This is a genomic window from Bradyrhizobium sp. 141, from assembly GCF_023074055.1.
Lineage (GTDB): Bacteria > Pseudomonadota > Alphaproteobacteria > Rhizobiales > Xanthobacteraceae > Bradyrhizobium.
The window spans coordinates 108640-122514 of record NZ_JADPKR010000100.1; the positions used below are offsets into that span (position 1 = coordinate 108640).

Annotated in this window: 13 protein-coding genes and 2 tRNA genes; 5 read left to right on the forward strand and 10 right to left on the reverse strand. The window is 65.4% G+C overall.

Features of this window, described 5'->3' with window-relative positions; all coding sequences use genetic code 11:
- Positions 1-190 precede the first annotated feature (190 nt).
- From IVA81_RS30935 to IVA81_RS30950, 4 genes are all read right to left on the reverse strand, one after another.
- Positions 191-269: transfer RNA gene (locus IVA81_RS30935), tRNA-Met, on the reverse strand.
- Positions 257-1906 carry an amidohydrolase gene (locus IVA81_RS30940; protein WP_247324974.1) on the reverse strand — a complete coding sequence of 550 codons (1650 nt, stop codon included), beginning with the start codon at positions 1904-1906 and terminating at the stop codon, positions 257-259. Before IVA81_RS30940 ends, IVA81_RS30935 begins: the two co-directional genes overlap by 13 nt.
- Before the next feature lie 290 nt (positions 1907-2196).
- Positions 2197-2272 (reverse strand) — tRNA-Ile (locus IVA81_RS30945).
- Between the two features lie 344 nt (positions 2273-2616).
- Positions 2617-3591, reverse strand: coding sequence for a tripartite tricarboxylate transporter substrate binding protein (locus tag IVA81_RS30950; RefSeq protein ID WP_247324976.1), 975 nt, complete (start codon positions 3589-3591; stop codon positions 2617-2619).
- Positions 3592-3700: 109 nt separating this feature from the next.
- Between IVA81_RS30950 and IVA81_RS30955 the strand changes: the two genes are divergently transcribed.
- Positions 3701-4660 (forward strand): TAXI family TRAP transporter solute-binding subunit, encoded by a 960-nt coding sequence (locus tag IVA81_RS30955; RefSeq protein ID WP_247324979.1) that lies wholly within the window; start codon positions 3701-3703, stop codon positions 4658-4660.
- Between the two features lie 128 nt (positions 4661-4788).
- Here IVA81_RS30955 and IVA81_RS30960 read toward each other — a convergent pair whose 3' ends face one another.
- From IVA81_RS30960 to IVA81_RS30970, 3 genes are all read right to left on the reverse strand, one after another.
- Complete coding sequence (locus IVA81_RS30960) at positions 4789-6003, reverse strand: ABC transporter substrate-binding protein (RefSeq protein ID WP_247324982.1); 1215 nt, start codon at positions 6001-6003, stop codon at positions 4789-4791.
- A 103-nt stretch (positions 6004-6106) separates the two neighbouring features.
- Complete coding sequence (locus tag IVA81_RS30965) at positions 6107-7000, reverse strand: helix-turn-helix transcriptional regulator (RefSeq protein ID WP_247324984.1); 894 nt, start codon at positions 6998-7000, stop codon at positions 6107-6109.
- A 9-nt stretch (positions 7001-7009) separates the two neighbouring features.
- On the reverse strand, positions 7010-7240 hold the full coding sequence (locus tag IVA81_RS30970; protein ID WP_247324986.1) for a hypothetical protein: 231 nt from the start codon (positions 7238-7240) through the stop codon (positions 7010-7012).
- Positions 7241-7270: 30 nt separating this feature from the next.
- Here IVA81_RS30970 and IVA81_RS30975 point away from each other — a divergent pair, with 30 nt between their 5' ends.
- The 3 genes from IVA81_RS30975 to IVA81_RS30985 are packed head-to-tail and all read left to right on the forward strand — an operon-like array spanning position 7271 to position 11228.
- Positions 7271-8104 carry a substrate-binding domain-containing protein gene (locus tag IVA81_RS30975; protein ID WP_247324993.1) on the forward strand — a complete coding sequence of 278 codons (834 nt, stop codon included), beginning with the start codon at positions 7271-7273 and terminating at the stop codon, positions 8102-8104.
- Between the two features lie 54 nt (positions 8105-8158).
- Positions 8159-9265, forward strand: a complete 1107-nt coding sequence (locus tag IVA81_RS30980) for a molybdopterin-binding protein (protein WP_247324994.1) — start codon at positions 8159-8161, stop codon at positions 9263-9265.
- A 13-nt stretch (positions 9266-9278) separates the two neighbouring features.
- On the forward strand, positions 9279-11228 hold the full coding sequence (locus IVA81_RS30985) for a molybdopterin biosynthesis protein (protein ID WP_247324998.1): 1950 nt from the start codon (positions 9279-9281) through the stop codon (positions 11226-11228).
- Between the two features lie 12 nt (positions 11229-11240).
- Here IVA81_RS30985 and IVA81_RS30990 read toward each other — a convergent pair whose 3' ends face one another.
- The 3 genes from IVA81_RS30990 to fdhD all read right to left on the reverse strand — a co-directional run bounded on the left by IVA81_RS30990 (position 11241) and on the right by fdhD (position 13099).
- On the reverse strand, positions 11241-11465 hold the full coding sequence (locus tag IVA81_RS30990; RefSeq protein ID WP_247325002.1) for a hypothetical protein: 225 nt from the start codon (positions 11463-11465) through the stop codon (positions 11241-11243).
- Positions 11466-11586: 121 nt separating this feature from the next.
- Complete coding sequence (mobA, locus tag IVA81_RS30995) at positions 11587-12228, reverse strand: molybdenum cofactor guanylyltransferase MobA (protein ID WP_247325004.1); 642 nt, start codon at positions 12226-12228, stop codon at positions 11587-11589.
- The gene (fdhD, locus tag IVA81_RS31000) at positions 12209-13099 is read right to left on the reverse strand and encodes a formate dehydrogenase accessory sulfurtransferase FdhD (RefSeq protein WP_247325009.1); all 891 of its coding nucleotides are present in this window, start codon (positions 13097-13099) and stop codon (positions 12209-12211) included. Before fdhD ends, mobA begins: the two co-directional genes overlap by 20 nt.
- Before the next feature lie 245 nt (positions 13100-13344).
- Between fdhD and mobB the strand changes: the two genes are divergently transcribed.
- The gene (gene mobB / locus IVA81_RS31005) at positions 13345-13872 is read left to right on the forward strand and encodes a molybdopterin-guanine dinucleotide biosynthesis protein B (protein WP_247325022.1); all 528 of its coding nucleotides are present in this window, start codon (positions 13345-13347) and stop codon (positions 13870-13872) included.
- The last annotated feature ends 3 nt before the right edge of the window (positions 13873-13875 follow it).

Here is a 13875-nt window from a genome sequence, read left to right on the forward strand (position 1 = left end):
AGACTGACCGGCATTACAGTGACAGTGCACAAAACATCCCATCAAGCGGAAGCGGCGAACCCTCGGCAGCGCATTCCCCGAATCCAGTCCGCCTTCGCATTGCAGGCTTCGGCGTGACAGCCTTCGTTCGCTTCGCCGGGAGATCTTGGCGCTGGCTTGCCGAGCCGAAGCTCGCGAAGCGAGCGAAGGCTGGTGGGCACGGCAGGACTCGAACCTGCAACCAGACCGTTATGAGCGGCCGGCGCTCCTCCACCCCCTATTTCGCGCCCGCAAAAACATCCGCCGCATAGACGACCTTACCGCCTACGAGCGTCAGCAGAGACGCCGTGGCGCCAATTTGCTCGACGGGGACGGACGTGAAATCCCGGTCGAGAATCGCCAAGTCGGCGAGCTTGCCGGTTTCGAGCGTGCCGCGCCGCGTCTCGTCGAAGCAGAACCAGGCGCTTCCTACGGTGTAGAGGCGCAAGGCATCTTCGCGGCTGGGTGTTTCGTCCGACCCGCGCGTCGATAGTCCGCCGACGGTCTTGCCGTCGAGCATCCATTGCAGCGCGACGAACGGATTGTAGGATGCGACCCGATGCGCATCCGTGCCGGCCCCGACATGGACGCCCGTGCGCAACGCTGTGACGATGGGCGGCATGCTGCGCGCGGCTTCGCCGGCCTGCGCCACGATACGGTCGCCTCCGAGATACATGGCGTCCTGCATGGTCCAGCCGATACCAAGCGCCTTCATCCGTGCCAGCGTTTCGGGCGAGGTGTTGTCGAGATGGGCGATGGACCAGCGCAGCGGCGCGATCGGCGTCTCCTTGTTGACCTCTTCATAGAGGTCCAGGAGTTGATGGACGGACTTGTCTTCCTGCCAGTGAAGGGTGACCGTCAGCCCTTGTTTTGCCGCCCAGCGAATGATCTCGAGGAACTTGCCCTTGGCGGCCGCATCGGGCGCGTTGTTGTTGTACATGGCGCCCGTGACCCGCTCGCCGATTCCATTGAAGCGGAGCATGTCGTCGCCGAATCCCATCGGCAGGAACGGCGTGAGGCTCTTGTACTCCTCGAATTCTGCGCCGACATTCTGGGCGAACAGGCTGTAGGCGACCCGTACAGACAGTGATTTCTCGCGCCAGAGCTTTTGCAGGGCGGCGTAGTGGCTAGGATAGATGCTGAAGCCGCCGGGATCCACGATCCCGGTAATTCCGAGACGATTGAGTTCCGTGAAGAACTGCCGGGTCCCGGCGACATTCTCTTCGAAGTTCGGCCTCGGCAGGCGATCGAACAGCGCGGAGATGCTGACAATGGAGCCGTTGAACCAACCCGTGGTTTCGCCCGACGCAGCGCGTTCGGCCGTCATTCCGGCCGGCAATTGATCCGAGGAAATTCCGAGGGCTTGTTGCGCTTTCGGCGTCATGAGCAGCGCCGAATAGAACAGCTGGATGTAAGCCGGATTGTCAGGAACGACCGACATCACCTCGGCCAGGGTCGGCCGCCGCTTTTCCGCAAATTGCAGTTCGCTCCAGCCACCGGCCACGATGATCCAGGACGCCGGACGCGCTTTTGCCGCCTGGCGTAAGCGTTCCATCGCCTCGCCGATTGTCTTTGCGCCGATCCAGTTGACCTCTGTTGCGTAGGTGAGGCCGGCGCGCACGGCGTGAATGTGGGAATCGATCAATCCCGGAATGATCGTGCGTCCGCCTGCGTCGACGCGGCGCGTCGCGGGCCCGATCAGGCCTTCCATGGCGTCGTTGCCGCCGACTGCAACGATCCTGCCTTCGCGGACTGCGAGTGCTTGCGCGATCGTCGATGCGGGATCCAGCGTCACGATTTTTGCGTTCGTGACAATGAGGTCGGCCTTTTGTGCGTGAGCCAAAGTCGCCCAGCACGAGATCACCAAAATCGTCAGAAGCTTGCGCATATTCAGTTCCGAAATGAGAGAGGCAGGAGTGAGAGGGGTCAGGAGCTGCGCCGCACATCCGCCGCTGGATGCGCTCGCGGACATCGCGTGTCGCAACGGGGAGTGTCGTGATCTTGATCATGTCTCAAATAAAATCAGCCAGTCCACCGGAAAATCCGGTCATGGCCCTGGTCATTTGATTTTGGAGCCGGCCTTCGCCCGTTGGGCTTCGGCGCGGCAGCCTTCGCTCGCTTCGCCTTTGGTGTATGGCGCTGGCTCGCCGAGCCGAAGCTCGCGAAGCGAGCGAAGGCTGGTGGGCCCGGCAGGACTCGAACCTGCAACCAGACCGTTATGAGCGGCCGGCTCTAACCATTGAGCTACAGGCCCCGCCGCGAGACGACCCGCGGAACGCGCGGCCGGCAACGGTGCGCGGTTCGTTTACAGGGATGGGGGCGGGGGTGCAATGCTGGCTCTGGCGGAGGGGAACGCCGGCGCAGCATCGTCGATCGTTTTCGAATTCCCGAATTGGCGATGATGACTGTATAACCCTGTTTTGCCCGACGAAGCAAACCGCCTTGCGGAGGACCCGTTTTTCGGGTTCGGTAACCCATTGAAATTGCTGGCCTCGTCTACTGTGCATGGGGTTGTTTTGCGACTTTTGAAGAGAGGGACCCTCCCGGGCCCCCTCCGATGCGTTGCCGACGAGTCGCAAGCGCGCTGCAGGCCCTTCGCTAGTCCACCGAGACCCCCGCGAACTCCACGACCTTCTTCCACTTCTCGGTCTCGTCGGTGACCAGCTTGCCGAACTCGGCGGGCGTCATCGCCTTGGGGAGGCCGCCGACTTCAGTGAGGCGGGCGACCAGCTTGGGGTCCTTCAGCGCTTCGCCGACGGCCTTGTTGAGGATCTCGATCACCTCGCTCGGCGTGCCCTTCGGCGCGGAGATGCCGTAGAAGCCGATCGATTCGAAGCCGGGCACGGTCTCGGCGATCGCGGGCACGTCGGGCACGCTCGGCCAGCGCTGCGGCGAGGTCACGCCCAGCGCGCGGACGTTGCCGCCCTTGGCCTGCTCCAGCGCGGAGGGCAGATTGTCGAAGATCAGCTGCACCTTGTTGGAGATGATGTCGGGGAAGGCGATCGCAGATCCCCGATAGGGCACGTGCACCATGTCGCACTTGGTCAGCACCTTGAACAGCTCCGCCGACATATGCACCGAGGTGCCGTTGCCGGACGAGGCAAAGGAGATCTTTCCGGGATTGGCCTTGCAGTAGTCGACGAACTCCTGGACCGTCTTCGCCGGGAACGCGTTGGAGACGACCAGCATGTTGGTGAGCTGCATGATGCTGGCGACCGGAACAGTGTCGCGCAAAAAGTCGAACGGCAGCTTCTTGTAGAGTGAGGTCGAGATCGCGTTGTTGGGCGCGACGAACAGCAGCGTGTAGCCGTCCGGCGGTGAGTTGATCGCGGCGGCCGCGGCGATGTTGCCGCCGGAGCCGGTGCGGTTCTCGACGATGAATTGCTGGCCGAGACGGTCGGACAGCCACTGCGCCATGATCCGCGCCACGATGTCGACCGGGCCGCCGGCGGAAAAGCCGATCAGCCAATGCACGGGGCGGTCGGGATAGGCGGCGGAGGCGGGAGGCGCGGCGCTGAAAAGACCTAAGAGAACTGCGAGCCCAAAAACACCGCACCGCAAATTTCGCAACATGACGTCTCCCATTGTTCTATTGTCGTTGCGGGGCATGCTTTCACAAAATCGGGCCGCTGCCTACATCGTCACTCAAGTCGGTGTTGACGCGGGTCCGTCAGGGACGACCATGAGATTCGCGATCATCCTCATCAGCGCGCTGCTCTTGAGCCCCGCCGCTGCGCAAACCGGAGGCACGGCCATTTCCACCACGACGATCAGCCTGGGCACCGCGACGCCCGGCGGCGGCTTTCCGCTCTATGGCAACGCTTTCGCGGACGTGATGAACGCGGCCGATCCGCAAATCTCCATCGCACCCCGCAACACCAAGGGCAGCAACGAGAACATCCCGCTGCTGGAGAAGGGCGAGCTCGATCTCGCGTTGGTCGCGGGCGAGCCGGCCTATGAAGCCTTTGCCGGCATCGGCCGCGCACCCGTACGGCTGAAGATCCTCACGGCGATCTATTCCAACCCCGGCATGTTCGTTGTGCGCGCGGACAGTCCCTACAAGACCATCCGCGATCTCGTCGGCCAGCCGGTCGCGTTCGGCGCCAAGGGCTCGGGCCTGCCGATCCTGGCGCGCTACGTGCTTGATGGCCTCGGGTTGAAGCAGGACGAGGATTTCAAGGCCGTCTATCTCGACCGCGCCGGCGACGGCCCCGCGATGGTCGAGGACGGCCGCGTCTCAGCGCTCTGGGGCGCCGGCATCGGCTGGCCCGGCTTTGCCGCGGTCGCATCGAGCGCGTCAGGCGCGCGCTTCATCGCACCGAGCGTTGAAGAGATGACGCGCATCCGCGCCAAGCATTCATTCCTGAAGCCGCTGACCGTGCCCGCCAACAGCTATCCGACGCAGACCGCGCCGATCGCCTCGCTCGGCTCCTGGAGCTTCGTGCTGACGCGCGAGGATTTGCCGGATGACGTCGCCTATCGCCTCGCGAAGACGCTGCACGGCAACGAGGCGAATTTCTGCAAGAAGCTGGCTCAAGCGTGCGAGACCACGGCGTCGAACACCGTTGCGGCCGCGCCGAGGCCGGAGCTGATCCATCCCGGCGTGATGAAGTACTTTCGCGAGATCGGCGTGGTGAAGTAGGACGCAGCCACACCCGCTGCCGTCATGGCCGGGCTTGACCCGGCCATCCACGCGTCACCGCGTTTGAGGAGAGACGTGGATGCCCGGGACAAGCCCGGGCATGACGAGTTGTGTGCTTTGCGAGATCGTCACTTCTTCACCAGCGGACACGCCTGGTCCGGCGGACCGAACGCCTTGTCGCCGGAGATCGTGGTGAGGATCTTGTAATAGTCCCACGGATATTTGCTCTCCTCCGGCGTCTTCACCTGCACCAGCCAGAGATCGTGCACCATCAGATTGTCCTCGCGCAGCTTGCCGTTGCGGGCGAAGAAATCCTCGATCGGCTTCTCGCGCATTTTTGCGGCGACCTTGAGCGGATCGTCGGTGCCGCTTTCCTTGATGGCGTTGAGATAGTGCATCACGCTGGAATAGACGCCGGCCTGCCACATCGACGGCATCTTGTTCATCTTGGCGAAATAGCGCTTCGACCATTCGCGGGTCTTGTCGTCCATGTCCCAATAGAACGAGGTCGTCAGCAGCAGGCCCTGGGCTGCCTGCAGGCCGAGGCCGTGGATGTCGGTGATCAGCGCCAGCAGGGCCGCCATCTGCTGGCCGCCCTTGAACACGCCGAACTCCGAGCCGGTCTTGATCTCGTTCATGTTGTTGGGGGGACCTGCGGCAATGCCGATGATCTTGGCCTTGGAGGCCTGCGCCTGCAGCACGAACGAAGACAGGTCCGGCGTTGCCAGCGGCGGCCGCACCGAGCCCAGCACCTTGCCGCCATTGGCGGTGACGACCGCGGACGCGTCGCGCTCGAGCGAATGGCCGAAGGCATAGTCGTCGGTGATGAAGAACCAGCTGTCGCCGCCGCGCTTGACCACCGCATCCGCGGTGCCGACCGCGAGCGCGCGGGTGTCAAACACCCACTGGATCGCGTAAGGCGAGCAGAACTTGCCGTGGAAATCGGCGGTGCCGGTCGAGTGGGTGATGAACAGCCGCTTCTTCTCGTTGGCGACGTTCTGCACCGCGAGCCCGACCGCCGAGACCGGCACGTCGACGATCAAATCGACCTGGTCGACGTCGAACCAGCGCCGCGCGATGGTGCCGCCGATGTCGGCCTTGAGCTGATGGTCGCCGATCACGATGCTGATCGGCTTGCCGAGCACGGTGCCGCCGAAATCGTCGATCGCCATCTGCGCGGCCGTCACCGAGCCCTGGCCGGTGGGTGCCGAGGCCGGGCCGTTCATGTCGGTGAGCACGCCGATCTTGACGATTTCGTTGGACACTTGCGCCATTGCGGCGCTTGACATCAGAGCCGCCGTCAAGGCGGCCGCGACCGGTAGTCCAAATCTGGTTGGATTCACGCTTGTCCTCCCTGATCCGGCGCGTTGGCCGGTGTTGCTTTTTGCCGGGTATGCCCCGGCTGAATTGGTTTCTTTTGCAACTATTTTGGGGCGGGCGTCAATGTCAGGCTGCGAAGCGGATCTGTCCTGCGGATGAGGGATCATAGCCGGTCAGCTCCTCGGCGCGCTGCCGCAGCCGCCGTTCGTCCAGGAAGCGGAGCAGGGCCTGCATGGCGGGGCGGAAATAGCTGCGCTGCCGCATCGCGAGGTCGAAGTTCTCCCAGACCAGCGGCACGAAATCCAGACCGGCCGAGCGCGCGGTGGCGCGCGTCGCGATGCCGCAATCGGCCTGGCCGGCGCGGACCAGCTCGGCAAGGTCCGGACCGGTCAGGCACGGCGCCTCGGCCCGGCGCAAATCCCGTGTCGTGGCGCCCGCGCGCTTCAGCAGCAGGTCGAGCAGCATCTGCGCGCCCGTGCCCTGTTGCCGCATCGCCATCCTGGCGCCGCGCGCGAGCACGTCGGTCAGGCCGTGCAGGTGCTTGGGATTGCCTTGCGGCAGCACGAGACCCTGCTCGCGGCGCACGAACGCCACCAGCACCGCATCATGCAGGTCGGGAGCTGCGCGCAGCGCTTCGATACTGGCATCGCCGGCGAGATCGTCGGAAGCCTCCAGGCCGTGGAAGTGCACCGCCGCCGCCATCACCTCGTTGCGCTGCAAGCGTTCGAGCCCGCGCATGCTGCCCTCGCTCATCGATCCCAAGCCGGATCCGGACTCGCGCAGGCTCCAATCCAGCAGTTCGTCCTGGCTGCCGCCCACGACCGGCGGTGGCTCCGCGATCAGCATGCCGGCCGGACGCGCGAGGCCGGACAGCACCCAGAGATCGAGTTCGTGCCGCGGGAAGAGCCACTTCCCGGTCACCTTGGTGCAGGGGATCGCGCCGGTGGTGACGAGTTCGTAAAGCTTGCGTTCGCCGAGCCGAAGGTAATCGGCGGCTTCGCTGGTCGTCAGGAATTCCATCCTGCATTCCTATGCAAATTCTTGCTTCTTTTTGACGTCTAACGCAGGTGGAATTCTGCATTTCAATTTGTGTCCGCGGGAACCATGCCTGATCATCTCGCTGCTTTGCAACACATCCGCGCGCGCGATTTCTGCTTTGGTGAACGATCTCAAAGCGTGCGTGCTCTTGCCGAAATTTCCCGACTGCAGAGCGCAAGGCAGCAGATGCGTCACGAGTGCGGCGCAATCGCTCGCCATCATGGCCGCGTCTTATCCAATGGGAACCCGATCATGGCCGTCCGCCGCCTGTCCGTAGCATTCGCGGTTTTCTGCGGCCTCACCGCGGGCGTTGCGGCGTCATCCGCGGAGGACCGCGCGATCGTGCTGGCCTCGACCACATCGACGCAGGATTCCGGCCTGCTCGACTATCTGCTGCCGATCTTCCAGGACAAGACCGGCATCGAGGTGACCGTGATCGCGCGGCGCGCCGATGAGGTGCTCAACGGGCCGCGACGGGGCGAGGCCGACGTCGTGCTGATGCACGCGCGGCCGCAGGAGGAGAAATTCGTCGCCGACGGCTTTGGCGAGAAGCGTTTCAACGTGATGTACAACGACTATGTGCTGATCGGGCCGAAGAGCGATCCGGCGGCCGTGAAGGGCAAGGACATCGTGACGGCACTGAAGGCGATCGAAGCCAAAGGCGCGCCGTTCGTGACGCGCGGCGATCGGTCGGGCACCCACGCCGCGGAGCTCGCGCTCTGGATCGTCGCCGGCATCGACATCGGCGCTGCCAAGGGCGCCTGGTATCGCGAGGCCGGGCAGGGCATGACCTCGGCCCTCGACGCCGCGCGCGCCGCGAATGCCTATGTGCTGTCGGACCGCGGCAACTGGATCGCGTTCAGGGATCGCGGCGATCTCGACATTGTCGTCGAAGGCGATCGGCGGCTGCTCAATCAGTACGGCGTGATGCTGGTGAACCCCGAGAAGTTTCCGAACGTGAAGAAGGATCTCGCGCAGACCTTCATCGACTGGCTGACCTCGCCGGAGGGGCAGACGGCGATCGCCGGCTACAAGGTCGACGGGCAGCAGTTGTTCTTCCCGAATTCGGACCGGTCGGGCGGTTGAGGCCCGCATCGCCGGCGGTTGCCAAAGCAGGCGATGCATGGTCCACCATGGCGCATGACCCAGCACCTGCCGTCCTCGCTCACGCCGCTCGAGATCGCGCTCGCCGCGTTGTTGAACGGGCTTGAGCCGCTTGCACCGGTGGAGTTGCCACTGGCCGACGCGGCCGGTTGCATCGCGGCGGGCACTCCGCTGCTTGCGGCCCATCCGCGGCACGACATTGCCGCTGCGGACGGCTGGGCGCTGTGCGCCAATGATCTCGTCGGCGCCTCCTCCTATTCGCCGCTGCCTTTGACAAAAGTGCCGCAATGGGTCGAGGCCGGCGAAGCGATGCCGGCGGGATGCGACTGTGTGCTCGATGCCGACGCCGTGGAGGTGTCGGGGCCGCTCGCGCAGGTGCTGGCGGAAGGCGTGCCGGGGCAGGACGTCAGGCGCGCCGGGAGCGACATCGCGGAACGTACGCCTGCCGGTGCCGAGGGTTATCCGGTCGGTGCGGCCGATCTGCTGCTGGCGCGCGTTGCGGGTCTGGAGAAACTCGGCGTACGGCGGCCCCGGCTGCGCATCGTCAATGTGCCGGGCGCAACGGCAACGATGCATATGATCGCCGGGTTCGCGCATGCAGCGGGACTGGGTGTGGAAACGCACGAAACCGGTGCACGCGATCAAGCATCGATCGCCGATGCGCTCGATGCGTCCTCTTGTGACCTCCTGCTGACGGCGGGCGGCAGCGGCGTCGGCCGCCGGGATGCCGCTGTCATAGCGCTGGCCCAGTGTGGCGAGGTGCTGGCCCATGGCCTCGCGCTCCAGCCCGGACGCACCGCCGCGGTCGGGCGGCTCGGGCGAATTCCCGTGGTTGCCTTGCCCGGCTCGCCCGATCATGCGCTCGCGGCCTGGCTCGGGCTCGTGCTGCCGCTCATCGACCACCTGTCCGCGCGGCAACCGCGCCGGCAGGTGACCTTGCCGCTTGCGCGCAAAATCGCATCCAGTGTCGGTATCGCCGAAATGGCTCTGCTGTCCCTGGAACATCATGCGTGGATGCCGCTTGCCGTGGGCGAATGGCCGCTCCAGGCGATTGCCCGTGCCGATGCATGGCTGCTCGTCCCCGCCAGCCACGAGGGATTTGCGGCGGGCACGTCGGTCGATGCCTATCTGATGCGGAAATGATATGGGTTCCGGCATGACGATGATTCCGCGATCGCAAATCCCTAGCGCGTTCGAACAGGAGCAATTCCTCAAGATCCTGTCGCGGGAGGAAGCGCTGGCACGGTTCGAGGCGTTGCTGTTCCCGCGCACGATTCCGACCGAGATGCGCAAGCTCGCCGATGCCCTCGGTGCGGCACTCGCCGAGGACGTCACGGCTCCGATCGATGTTCCCCCGTTCGACCGCTCCAATGTCGACGGCTTCGCCGTGCGCTCGGCGGATATCGTCGCGGCGGGCGAAGGCAAGCCTGTTCGCCTTGCACTGAACGGCGAAACCATCCACTGCGGCACCGCGCCAGCGCTGCAAGTGGCGGCCGGAACCGCAACGGCGATCGCCACCGGCGGTCCGCTGCCGCGCGGCGCCGATGCCGTCGTCATGGTCGAGCACACCCAGCCGGCAGGGTCGGACGCGATCGAGGTTCGTCGCGCCACGTCTCCGGGGCAATTCGTCTCCTATGCCGGATCCGACATCGCGCGCGGCGAAGCGCTGCTGCGCGCCGGCACGATCATCGGCTCGCGCGAGATCGGCATGCTGGCCGCGTGCGGCATCGCCGAAGTGAGTGTGGCGCGCAAGCCGGTTGTGGCCGTCATCTCCACCGGCGACGAATTGGTGCAGCCGGGCCAGCCGCTCGCGCCTGCCGAGATCTACGACACCAATGGTGCGATCGTCACTGCTGCGATCGACGAGAATGGCGGTGAGGCGGTTTTCCACGGCGCCGTTCCCGACGATGAGGCCATGCTCGAAGCCGCTATGCGCCGCGCGCTGGCAGGCGCCGACATGCTCGTGCTGTCGGGCGGCACATCGAAAGGCGCGGGCGATTTGTCCCACCGCATCATCGGCCGTCTCGGCCAGCCCGGCGTCATCGCCCATGGCGTTGCGCTCAAGCCCGGCAAGCCGCTGTGCCTTGCGGTGTGCGACGGCAAGCCGGTGGTGATCCTGCCGGGCTTTCCGACCTCGGCGATGTTCACCTTCCACGACATGATCGTGCCGGTGCTGCGCAGGATGGCCGGACTGCCGCCGCGCTCCGATGCGAAGGTCAGTGCAACCGTGCCCGTCCGTATCGCTTCCGAGCTCGGCCGTACCGAATTCGTGATGGTCTCGCTGGTCGAGGGTCAGGATCGCCTGATCGCCTATCCCACCGGCAAGGGCTCCGGCGCGATCACGTCCTTCGCGCAGGCCGATGGCTTTCTGCGCATCGATGCGCTCGCCGACCAGATGCCGGCCGGGACCGAAGCCGAGGTGACGCTGTTCACGCCGCATGTGCGCGTGCCCGATCTCGTCATCGTCGGCAGCCATTGCACCGGTCTCGATCTCGTCACCGCTGAGCTCGCGCATGCCGGCCTCACCGTGCGATCGATCGCGGTCGGCAGCCTCGGCGGACTTGCGGCTGCAAAGCGCGGCGAATGCGATCTCGCGCCGATCCATCTGTTCGACGATCGAAGCGAGACCTACAACACGCCCTATCTCGTCGAGGGGCTCGAACTCGTGCCGGGCTGGCGGCGGATGCAGGGCATCGTGTTCCGCGAGGGCGACAAGCGTTTCGAAGGTCTTGGTGCGAAGGACGCCGTTGCTGCGGCGCTCGCTGACCCCGCCTGCATCATGGTCAACCGCAACCAGGGCGCCGGCACGCGCATCCTGATCGATCGTTTGCTCGGCGGCGCGCGCCCGGAAGGCTATTGGAACCAGCCGCGCTCGCACAATGCGGTCGCGGCGGCCGTCGTGCAGCACCGCGCCGACTGGGGCATGACCATTGCGCCGGTCGCCCATGCGGCCGGCCTCGGTTTCATTCCGCTCGCGGAAGAGCATTATGACTTCGTGCTGGTGACCGCGCGCAAGGACCGGCCGGCCGTGCAGGCCTTCCTCGACGCACTCGGCTCGGACGATGCACGTGCTGCGCTTGAGCGGGCCGGATTTCGGCCTGCGTAGACGCCAGCTGGGTTATCGATGCGATGCCTGATCGGTGCCGCTGGCGGCCTGAGCGGCGCGCTCCCGCTTCTCGGCTTCGGCCAGCGCACGCTGTGCGGCAGGCGGCAGAGGCTTCGGGTCCGGCGGGACCTCGACGGTGTCAGGCTTGCTCAGCTGTTTCGTGCGATCGATCACGTCCGAAACATCGAACGCGAGGTCGACAACATCGAAAATGACATCCAAGAGCGAGTCGGTCATGGCTCATCCGGGGGCAACGTCCGATCAGTGGTCGCTCCCGTCCTCAGTTGGGTTCAACAGACCCGGGAATGCGGTGGCGGCCGGGCCGGCATCCGCATCAGTTCGGCCATGGCTGACCGCCTTAGGCCGCGTCGTCCAGCGCCGCCAGCCGCTCGGCTTCGGCGATGTCCTCGACCGTATTGGCATTGAAGAACGGATCGAGCGGCTCGGCTGGCCACGTCACCGTCGCGAGCGGATAGCGCGCGGTCCAGCGGTCGATCTTGCGGAGGTCTTCGACGACCAGCGCGTGACGCAGCTCGTCGCGCAAGGCGACGCGCCAGAGGCCAATCACCGGATGTGACTGGTCGCCGGATGCGGCGACGGCGAGCTGCGCGTTCTCGCGCTCGCGTGCGTCATGCAGGCGGGCCACCAGATCGCGCGGCAGGAACGGGCAATCGCCGGCGGCGCTGAGCGCCCAGTCGATCTCCGGCCGATTTGCCGCGGTCCAGTCGAGCGCCGCGAGAATGCCGGCGAGCGGGCCGGGAAAACCGGGCACGTCGTCGGGGACGACCTGCAGGCCGAAGTCGGCGAAGCGCGCGGGATCGCCGTTGGCATTGAGGATCAGTCCGCTACATTGCGGCGTCAACCGCGCGATCACGCGCTCCAGAATGGTGCGGCCGCCGATGGTGCGCATCGGCTTGTCGCCGCCGCCCATGCGCCGCGCGAGACCGCCGGCGAGCAGCACGCCTTGCGTGGCTGCAAAACTAGTCGTCACGACCTTCACCCTTGCGCTTGTGCTTCGCCGACTCCTCCTCGACGTAGTCGAGGTTCTGGTCGTAGACGATGCGCTCCTTGCCCGCGAGGACGATGAAGCGCTTGCCGCGGGTGCGTCCGACCAGCGTCAGCCCGACCTGGCGGGCGAGATCGACACCCCAGGCGGTGAAGCCGGAGCGCGACACCAGGATCGGGATCCCCATGCGGACGGTCTTGATCACCATCTCCGAGGTGAGACGCCCCGTGGTGTAGAGGATCTTGTCGGAGGCATCGACGCCGTGGCGGTACATCCAGCCCGCGATCTTGTCGACCGCGTTGTGCCGGCCGACATCCTCGGTGTAGCAGAGCGGAGTGCCCTCCTTGCACAGCACACAGCCATGGATCGCGCCGGCCTCGAGATAGAGCGAGGGCATGGTGTTGATGGTCTGCGTCATCTGGTAGAGCCAGGAGGTGCGCAGCTCCGCCTTCGGCAATGCGACGCTCTCGACAGCCTCCAGCAGGTCGCCGAAGGCGGTGCCCTGCGCACAGCCCGAGGTCTGCGTGCGCTTCTTCAGCTTGGCTTCGAAATTGGTGTGGTGTGTGGTGCGCACCACGACCACCTGGAGGTCGTCGTCGTATTCGACCTCGGTGACGACGTCATTATATTTCAGCATGTTCTGGTTCAGCAGATAGCCGAGCGCCAGATATTCCGGATAGTCGCCGATCGTCATCATGGTGACGATCTCCTGGGCATTCAGGTAGAGCGTCAGCGGCCGCTCCATCGGCACCTTGATCTCGACCCTGGCGCCGGTCTGGTCGGTCCCGGTCACGCTCTGGGTCAGGCGAGGATCGTCTGGGTTCGGGACGATCAGGGGCACGGGAGCTTTGTCGATCTTCATCATGGTCGCGACGTTAGCATGACATTCGGCTCAAGCCGATATAAGCATGGCGGTGAGCGGGTGAAATGCCTCCGTTCGTCATTGCGAGCCAACGGGTCCGCGCGAAGCGCGGCCCGATGACAGGCTCCGCGAAGCAATCCAGACTGCCACTGTGGATATAGTTCTGGATTGCTTCGCTGCGCTCGCAATGACGGGGAGAGGCCGGAGGTTCCACCGGCTGGCGAGCCGTAGGCGGAGATCGAACGGTTATGAAAGTCATCGGCCTTGCGGGCTGGAGCGGTGCGGGCAAGACCACGCTGTTGACGCGGCTGATCCCGCATTTCAACGCGCAGGGCCTGCGCGTCTCCGTCATCAAGCATGCGCATCACCAGTTCGACGTCGACGTGCCCGGCAAGGATTCCTGGCGGCATCGCGAGGCCGGCGCGGCCGAAGTGCTGGTTGCTTCGTCAAGCCGCTGGGCCCTGATGCACGAGCTGCGCGGCGCGGCGGAGCCGCGTCTGCCGGAACTATTGGGCAAGCTGTCCGCGGTCGATCTCGTCGTGGTCGAGGGCTTCAAGCGCGAGCCGCACCGCAAGATCGAGGTGCATCGCGCGGCGAACGGCAAGCCGCTGTTGTTTCTCGACGATCCCGGGATTGCCGGGATCGCGACGGACACCGCCATTAACACTGGGCTGCCGACTGTCCATCTCGACGATATCGCGGCGGCTGCGGCATTGCTGCTGCGCGCGGCGATGCCGGTCGAGGAAGCCGTGGCGAAGAGCGCCGCGATACGCTGACGA

What these genes read in the sequence shown, in the direction of transcription:
- IVA81_RS30965 (WP_247324984.1), bottom strand. Translation starts at nt 7,000, where the DNA reads ATGGAATTCCTGACGACCAGCGAAGCCGCCGATTACCTTCGGCTCGGC.
- IVA81_RS30980 (WP_247324994.1), top strand. Translation starts at nt 8,159, where the DNA reads ATGACCCAGCACCTGCCGTCCTCGCTCACGCCGCTCGAGATCGCGCTC.
- mobB (WP_247325022.1), top strand. Translation starts at nt 13,345, where the DNA reads ATGAAAGTCATCGGCCTTGCGGGCTGGAGCGGTGCGGGCAAGACCACG.
- IVA81_RS30950 (WP_247324976.1), bottom strand. Translation starts at nt 3,591, where the DNA reads ATGTTGCGAAATTTGCGGTGCGGTGTTTTTGGGCTCGCAGTTCTCTTA.
- IVA81_RS30990 (WP_247325002.1), bottom strand. Translation starts at nt 11,465, where the DNA reads ATGACCGACTCGCTCTTGGATGTCATTTTCGATGTTGTCGACCTCGCG.
- IVA81_RS30975 (WP_247324993.1), top strand. Translation starts at nt 7,271, where the DNA reads ATGGCCGTCCGCCGCCTGTCCGTAGCATTCGCGGTTTTCTGCGGCCTC.
- IVA81_RS30985 (WP_247324998.1), top strand. Translation starts at nt 9,279, where the DNA reads ATGACGATGATTCCGCGATCGCAAATCCCTAGCGCGTTCGAACAGGAG.
- fdhD (WP_247325009.1), bottom strand. Translation starts at nt 13,099, where the DNA reads ATGATGAAGATCGACAAAGCTCCCGTGCCCCTGATCGTCCCGAACCCA.
- IVA81_RS30955 (WP_247324979.1), top strand. Translation starts at nt 3,701, where the DNA reads ATGAGATTCGCGATCATCCTCATCAGCGCGCTGCTCTTGAGCCCCGCC.
- IVA81_RS30940 (WP_247324974.1), bottom strand. Translation starts at nt 1,906, where the DNA reads ATGCGCAAGCTTCTGACGATTTTGGTGATCTCGTGCTGGGCGACTTTG.
- IVA81_RS30970 (WP_247324986.1), bottom strand. Translation starts at nt 7,240, where the DNA reads ATGATGGCGAGCGATTGCGCCGCACTCGTGACGCATCTGCTGCCTTGC.